This is a genomic window from Novacetimonas maltaceti (assembly GCF_002906255.1).
Classification (GTDB): Bacteria; Pseudomonadota; Alphaproteobacteria; order Acetobacterales; family Acetobacteraceae; genus Novacetimonas; species Novacetimonas maltaceti.
Window position 1 is genome coordinate 1 of sequence record NZ_POTC01000083.1, and the last position, 7295, is coordinate 7295.

Sequence of the window (7295 nt, forward strand, 5' to 3'; positions counted from 1 at the left end):
AAAAGCGGGCAAGGTCATGAAAGTTTTTGGGTGCCGGCTTTTTTCAAAAAGGCGGCGTTCTTTTGAAGCTTTTTGGAAAAAGCTTCACCAAAAACCTTTGGATGTCTGCGCCCTGTTTCGTGGGCGGGGTCTTTGCGGCAGGTCCGGCGTCTGGAAAAGCGGGCAAGGTCATGAAAGTTTTTGGGTGCCGGCTTTTTTCAAAAAGGCGGCGTTCTTTGAAGCTTTTTGGAAAAAGCTTCACCAAAAACCTTTGGATGTCTGCATTCTGTTTCGTGGCAGGTCGGGCGTCCTTCAGGACTTGCGCTGGTTCTTGAGGACATAAGTGTCAATCAGTTCCCGCCCGCCGCCATTGATGTACACGCGCGGCAGGCGTGGCAGTTTGCGCGTGCGGCAGCGTTCCTGCACGTCGATGGGCAGGAAGGTGCCGGATTTCAGGTTCCGCGCCACCTGCCGCAGGAAATCGGGAACATCGTCGTCGCGTATGAGGGTGTCATGCGCGATGACGTGGCCGCCCTTTTGCGCATACACGCCGCAGGTGTCATCCGTGACAATGCGCAGTTCGGGATTGAACCGGACAAGCGCCTTTTCCAGCCGGTCATGCAGGGCGGTGACGTGTTTCCTGAACTTCAGGAAACATTCCTTGACGGCCGTCATGTAGGTGATGTGCTGCGCGGTGAAGTATTCGGGCTGCCCGCCCTTGAGCGGGACCTCGATCCCGAAGGCCGGGAAGATGATGTGCCCGTCCTTGGTAAAGGCGAGGACAAAGCCGTACGACAGCGCGACCCAGTGGTCGTTGTGATAGGTGACCTTGAACCCGTCCGGCGTGCGTGGATACAGCGTGCGCACCAGCGCGCTGGCGGGATGGAAACTGACCCCCGACAGCATCGAGCTGATGAAATGTTCCCAATCTTCCCTGTCGTAGAAAAAATTGGTCGAAAGGTCGATGGGCATCGCGATCCTTGGGGGATGGGGTCGGTCATGATCGCCCGCGCCCCGCAGGCCAGGGGGCGCGGGCGCGCGGTCAGGCGAGGCCTTCTTCCTTCAGCGCCTTCTGCGCGGCGGGACGGGCGAACACCCGCTCACGCAGGGCGCAGGCCTCGGGGTAGGGGGAGAGGTCCACATTCACGTGCGGCGCCCAGCTGAGGATTACCGCAAGCAGCGCATCCGCCTGCGTGAAGCCCGCCGGCAGCATGTGGTCATGGCCGTTGGCGGACAGTATCGCCTCCACCTGCGTCATGCGGCGCGTGATAAGGGCGTACTGGCGCTCGCGCACCACATCGGGCAGGTCGGGCGCGAACAGGGGGCCGAACGCGCCGTGCACGTCCTCGCAGAAGCCGATGGCCTCCAGCAGGCGGTACTGCGCCAGCGAACCGGCGGCGGGATGCAGGGCCGCGATGTCCGACTGCGCGCCGATATAGGTCAGGACCGCCACGTTCTGCGTCAGGACCTGCCCCGGCGCGACCTCCAGCGCGGGCACCGCCCCGCGCGGGTTGATGGCAAGGTAGTCGCCGCCGCTGGCGGTTTTCTTGGTCTTCAGGTCCACCCGCTCGATTTCGTGCGGCAGGCCGGTCTCGTTGAGGATGATGTGCGCGGCCAGCGAACATGCGCCCGGCGTGTAGTAGAGTTTCATGGCGTGCTCCTCCTGTCTGTCCCGGTTATCGGGTGGCGCGTGGGCCATCCCGTCCGGGCGCGAAGGGTCGCACATGCCGCGCGCCGTGCAAAGTGGCGCACCCGCATCCCGCACCATGCCAAAGTAACGGCAGGGCAGGGGAAGGTACTGCGCAACAACTGACCCGGTTCATTCGGGCATGCTTGCTATGTAAATATGAATTAGCTCGTCTGGCATATAAAAAATATGTCCTTTTGTCGATTGAACATCCGCAGGGGTGCGCCACATATACTGGTAGAATAAGGAGTTAGGTATAATGAAAGAACATCGTGTTCCCCATGCGGCGGGTTCGATCCATGACCTGGTGCGCAAGGCCACCCATTCGCCGGACCTGATGACGCCGGCGGAAACCGCGCGCCTTTCCGACCATGTCCTCAAGGCTGGCGAACATGCCACCGAGGAGGAACAGGCGATCGCCCGCAAGGGAACGGTCGAGCCGGAAAACATGAACGCGGCGGAAATCCAGCTGCTGGGCAGGCGCGCGGCCGCCAAGAAGTAAAAAGGTCCGTTCCCGACGCCGTGGGGCAGGCATCCGTGCCGCCCGGCGGAAACCATCAGGGGACCGGATGCCTCCGCAATGGGCGGGTGGCGTCCGGTCCCCTGTGGCGCGTACCCCCTATGGCTGGTAATTCTGCGCGGTGGCTTCGTGCAGGGAGCCAAGGCCCGCGCGCACTTCGTTCACGCGGTCCACCAGCGCGCGTGCCTCCGACGCGGTGACGATGTCGCGGCGGTCGCCATCACGGTCGGGATGGTCGGTGACAAAGCGGACCTCCCACGGGGTCGTCTGCTGCGTGATGTAGGTGATGACCGAGGCCCGCAGCGGGATCATCATCTGGCTTTCGTAACTGCAGCTCTGCTCCCCGGTGTCATAGAACTTGCCATCCGATGTCATGTCCGTGCGGTCCCAGCATGACACGCTCTGGTCGCCATTGATGATCCTGGCGTATTGCGGGCCATTGGGGCCGTTATATTCGATATGGCTGTAGATCCCCGATGCCGCCGCAAGATCGGCGCTGAGCATGTAGATCACGTCCCCCGCCCTGTAGGTGCCGCCCCCCGTGCGAGAGACCGCGCCGTCTTTCTTGATGACCATCGCCTGCAGCCAGCTGTTGAAGAAAACGCTATCGTTATAGGCGTGTTCCTGGCTGACGATGATGAAGGGCTGCCACGGTTCATTGCGCACCGTGATCTTGCGCTGCATCCGTGCCTCCCCCATGTGGTCGAGGTAATGGGCCTTGTGCGCCTCAAGCTGTTCCACGGAACAGCCGGACAGCATGGTACACATGAGGGCGGCGGCGGCGAGAAGTCGTTTCATTATGCTACCTTCAGGCAGGGCCGGAAAACCCGGCAGGATGCCGCGCGTCATGCCTGACGGCGGCCTGTCTTCCTTTACCCGCCCGCATGGCAGGAGTGTAGCGCCGAAATGGGCATTTTGTGTCAGGCCCGGCATGGATTGCCATATATCCACCGTTATTGGCATGTTCGCGAAAAATGACGGCAGGGACACGGGTTTGCGCATGCCGGCGCACGCACCCCGCAGGGCGGTCGGTACGCTGCCACATGATGGCCATCCATGCGCCTTGTTCTGATCGTGGTTCTGGCGGATGATCGCGACGATACAGGATGGACAGCAGAAAGTCAGGAACATGAAACCCATCAGATTCGTGCCGGTGCTGGCACTTGCCGGTGCGCTGTGCGCCTGTGTCGGTCCCGGTGGCCCGGGCGGGTACGGCGGTAATTATTACGGCGGATACGATTATTACAGCGGATATGGTGGTGGCTACGGCGGCTATTACGGACGCGATTACTATGGCGGCTACCCGGTCTATGGCGACCACCGTCATGATGACCGCGGACGCGGCCCCGGTGGTCCGGGTGGCCGTGGTGGTCCGGGCGGTGGCTTTGGCGGTGGACGTGGCCCCGGCGGTCCCGGTGGTGGTCCCGGCGGTCCGGGTGGTGGCCATGGTGGCGGCTTCGGCGGTGGGCATGGTCCCGGTGGGGGAGGCGGTCCCGGTGGCGGCGGTGGCGGCGGTCATGGCGGGGGCGGCCGGCGATAGGCCATGCCCCTGACGGGGTTTCAGGGGCAACGCCCCTGAGGCCATCGGGGCATGGGAGAAGCGCGCCCCGCCCGGCCCCGGCAGGGATCACGATCCCTGCACCCCGACCAGTTTACGAAGTCATGGTTGCCACAGGGCGCGGCCCCCGGCCATGCGGGTCATCCGTGCCCTGACGTGCCGGAGCACAGGTTCATCACCATGACCCCGGCGATGATCATCACCATGCCGCCCACCGCCGCAAGATTGAGTTTCTGCCCCAGCCAGATCCACGACACGATCGTGATGGCGACGGTGCCGACCCCGGACCAGATGGCATAGGCGACGCCGGTGGGAATCGTGCGCAGGGCCTGTGACAGGGCATAGAACGCGGTCAGGTATCCCACCACGGTCACGCACGACGGCAGGCGGCGGGTGAAGCCATCCGACAGCGTCAGGAAGAAAGTCGCCGTAACTTCCGCCCCGATGGCGAGCGCGAGGTAGAGATAGGCCATGGCCGCGTCCTTCCCGATGGCCGAAGGGCACGATGCCCCGGCCTGTCGCGCCGCCTTTACAGGATCGGCGTCCCCACGGCCATGTCACGGGTGGTCACAGTCCATGTCGGATTTTTTCCGTAAAGACGCACGAAACCTTCGCTTTCATCGCGCTTTATATGTATAGAGAAGATAGGAGACATGAGCCATGAGCAACTCAGCACGCATGATTGCCCACCTTCTTATCAATATCCGGCGCGCGCCGCGTGAAAAACCGCTGCCGCAGGATACAACCCGCAAACAGGACTGATCCCCGGAAAACCGGGAAAAATGGTCCCTGGATGCACCTTTGGCACCGCCGGGGATGCCGGGAAACTGGCATGCGGGCGGCACATGGAATCGGGTATCATGTTATAACGTGATGCCCGGCCATGAAAAAACATGGTTTGACATAATCCGGCCGTCGATGCCCCGCATCGGCCATGGCGGAACCGTGCGCGGGGTCAGGCGATCGCCGCCGGGGTAGGGCCGTGCTTCAGGCGTTGCGACAGGCCGCGCAGTTCGTCGTGATGCAGCAGCCAGACGCCATTGGTGCGGGCCAGCTGCTGCGCCGCGCGGGTATAGGCCGCATTGGATACGACCGCCGCCACCGTTGCGTTGTAATGGGCGCGCGCGGCGGTAATCTGCTGGACCGCGTCATTGCCGACGGCGCGACTGTAGAGCTTGCATTGCACCACCATGCGCAGGCCACGGCGGCTGGCGACGATGTCGGCCCCCTGGTCGCCGCTGCCGACGGTGGTGTCGGCCTGCCACCCGTCGTGGCGCAGTTCGGCGGCGCAGTACTGCTCATATTCCAACGGGTCCATGCCGGGGCCGACCGTATCGGGGCGTTGCGGCGCGGCGCGTGCGACCTGTTCGATCCGTGCCGTGACCCAACCGGCGATTCGCGGCCATTGCGCCGCCCGCCCCGCCGCGCGCAGGGCAGGGCGCACGATGGTGGCGATGAACTCGTCGCGTTCGCGGTGCCATTTCTCCGGCTTGACGACGCCATAGCTGTTGCGGCCCAGCAGTTGCCGCCGTCGCAGGCGCAGCGTGTCGGCATGGCGGGCAACCAGCGCCGCGCATAGTGTCCGCGCCCGCCGCCGCGCCCACCATCGCGCGACAAGGCACAGCACCGGCCACCCCAGCAGCACCGTCCCTCCCGCCATGGCCAGACGCCCATATCCCCCGATTCCCATGCCGGCGACCCCGGCGGCCAGCGCCGCCCATACCGCCAGTCCCCCGTCATGCAGCCAGTGCCATCCCCGCGCGATCACGCCGGATGCGGGCACCTGCGACACGTCATGGGTGCGGAAATACAGCACGCGGTCATGCCGCCCGCCGTCGCGGCGCAGGGCGGTGATGTCCCCGTCGCGCTGCACCAGGACCCAGCGCGCCGCCGTCCCCGCATGGCGGCAGCCCGGCCCGACGATCCCATCCGGCAGGTGCCGCGCGGCCGGGGCCGTCGCACACCCGATGGCCTGCGCCGGCACCCGATACACTGTCCCCTGCGCCGCCGCCGGGGCCGTCATCAGGCCAACCGTGACGGCCAGCGCGCAGGGGTGGAGTATGTTCCCTTTTCGTACACACGTCATGCCAGACAGTTAACCCACAATCCCTCACTTGGCGAGACCACTGTGCCGGGCCGTCGGCGCATGGACCATCCGGGCGCTGCCCGGACCCGGCAGGGAGCACGCTCCCTGCACCCTGATTCGTTAAGAAGTCATGGTTTCCAAAGGGCAATGCCCTTTGGTGGGGGGTCGGGGGCGAAGCCCCTGAGGGTGTTGGCGCACGGACCATCCGGGCGGCTTGCTCCGGACCCGGCAGGGAGCACGCTCCCTGCACCCTGATTCGTTAAGAAGTCATGGTTTCCAAAGGGTAATACCCTTTGGTGGGGGTTCGGGGGCGAAGCCCCTGAGGACGTTGGGGCATGAACCATCCGGGCGCCGCCCGGACCCGGCAGGGAGCGTGCTCCCTGCACCCTGATCTGATTAAAAGTCATGGTTTCCAAAGGGTAATACCCTTTGGTGGGGGTTCGGGGGCGAAGCCCCTGAGGACGTTGGCGCACGGACCATCCGGGCGGCTTGCTCCGGACCCGGCAGGGAGCGTGCTCCCTGCACCCTGATTCGTTAAGAAGTCATGGTTTCCAAAGGGCAATGCCCTTTGGTGGGGGTTCGGGGGCGAAGCCCCTGAGGGCGTTGGCGCGCAGCACTATATCATCAGATGGCCCGGCGCGGCCTCCGGTCCTGTCTATCGGTGATAGCCAGCCTGTCAGACTTACAGTCCGTCGCACAGGTTGTTGGGGCATCCGGCACGCAGGGGGGAGCCGTTTTGTGCAAGGCGTCGCGTGCTGTTGCTGTAGACGGTGATGGTGCGGGGGGTATCGGCCTCGCTGCTGGTGAATTCGGGCTGGATGACGGCGATGTCCTGCCCGTGGATGATCTGGACCTCGTGACGGTCGTTGCAGTTGCCAAAGAACGCGGTCGGCACGGCAATGCCCGACGAATCCACCCGCACGATGGAATAGCTGGCGGGGCATAGCGCATTGCCGGTGGAGGTCAGCAGCAGGAAATCCGTATCGCCCACCTGCCCGACCTTCTCCACGAACAGCGAGCCGTTCCCCGCCGCGCGCGGCAGGGTCTGCTGTCCCGCGATGTTCAGCATCCCGCTGGACGTATCGGCATCGCCAAAGCGGGTATGGGCATGGTGCGGGTCGGGCGGCGGTCCCGGCAGGTATTGTGGTGGCGCGGCATGGGCAATCCCGCCCCACAGCGGCAGCGCCAGACATGCGAAAGTGAAGGTCCTGAACATTCGCAATATATTCTACTTTTACGGACAGAATGATTGTCCGTTTATGATATTGGTACTTTGTCCGTAATACAATTTATTAAAAACAGGCATATAAACTGCATCTATTCGATGAAAATACAGAACTGGTATTGTCCGATTACACGATTGGCACGACGCGCACAGGGGGGCGTACGGCATCAGGCCCCGGCGGATATGCGCCGGGGCCTGATGCCGTACGCCCCCCTGTGCGCGTCGTGCCAATCGTGTAAT

The 7295-nt window shown here is 63.9% G+C and carries 8 protein-coding genes and 1 pseudogene; 3 read left to right on the top strand and 6 right to left on the bottom strand.

The genetic code is table 11. The features are described 5' to 3' along the window. A pseudogene (locus KMAL_RS17380) lies at nt 1-322 on the top strand (hypothetical protein); the annotation flags it as partial. On the opposite strand, the gene KMAL_RS15555 reads toward KMAL_RS17380, so the two are convergent. Both KMAL_RS15555 and KMAL_RS15560 read right to left on the bottom strand, forming a co-directional pair. Beyond that, nucleotides 292-951, bottom strand: a complete 660-nt coding sequence (locus KMAL_RS15555; RefSeq protein ID WP_110096414.1) for a hypothetical protein — start codon at nt 949-951, stop codon at nt 292-294. The pseudogene KMAL_RS17380 and the gene KMAL_RS15555 sit on opposite strands and share 31 nt — an antisense overlap. Nucleotides 952-1021: 70 nt before the next feature. Continuing rightward, nucleotides 1022-1630 (bottom strand): glutathione S-transferase N-terminal domain-containing protein, encoded by a 609-nt coding sequence (locus KMAL_RS15560; protein WP_110096415.1) that lies wholly within the window; start codon nt 1628-1630, stop codon nt 1022-1024. 295 nt (nt 1631-1925) lie between these two features. Here KMAL_RS15560 and KMAL_RS15565 point away from each other — a divergent pair, with 295 nt between their 5' ends. Next, the gene (locus KMAL_RS15565) at nt 1926-2168 is read left to right on the top strand and encodes a hypothetical protein (RefSeq protein WP_110096416.1); all 243 of its coding nucleotides are present in this window, start codon (nt 1926-1928) and stop codon (nt 2166-2168) included. A gap of 117 nt (nt 2169-2285) precedes the next feature. On the opposite strand, the gene KMAL_RS15570 is transcribed toward KMAL_RS15565, so the two are convergent. Then, complete coding sequence (locus KMAL_RS15570; protein WP_146044247.1) at nt 2286-2984, bottom strand: hypothetical protein; 699 nt, start codon at nt 2982-2984, stop codon at nt 2286-2288. 331 nt (nt 2985-3315) lie between these two features. Here KMAL_RS15570 and KMAL_RS17385 point away from each other — a divergent pair, with 331 nt between their 5' ends. Then, nucleotides 3316-3726, top strand: a complete 411-nt coding sequence (locus KMAL_RS17385; RefSeq protein WP_180999856.1) for a hypothetical protein — start codon at nt 3316-3318, stop codon at nt 3724-3726. A 158-nt stretch (nt 3727-3884) separates the two neighbouring features. On the opposite strand, the gene KMAL_RS15580 is transcribed toward KMAL_RS17385, so the two are convergent. The 3 genes from KMAL_RS15580 to KMAL_RS15590 form a co-directional block, all read right to left on the bottom strand. Next, complete coding sequence (locus KMAL_RS15580) at nt 3885-4217, bottom strand: DMT family transporter (protein ID WP_110096418.1); 333 nt, start codon at nt 4215-4217, stop codon at nt 3885-3887. 482 nt (nt 4218-4699) lie between these two features. Then, complete coding sequence (locus KMAL_RS15585; RefSeq protein WP_110096419.1) at nt 4700-5830, bottom strand: restriction endonuclease; 1131 nt, start codon at nt 5828-5830, stop codon at nt 4700-4702. A 682-nt stretch (nt 5831-6512) separates the two neighbouring features. Next, a complete protein-coding gene (locus KMAL_RS15590; RefSeq protein WP_110096420.1) occupies nt 6513-7046 on the bottom strand; it encodes a hypothetical protein in 534 nt (177 codons plus the stop codon). Nucleotides 7047-7295: the final 249 nt, after the last annotated feature.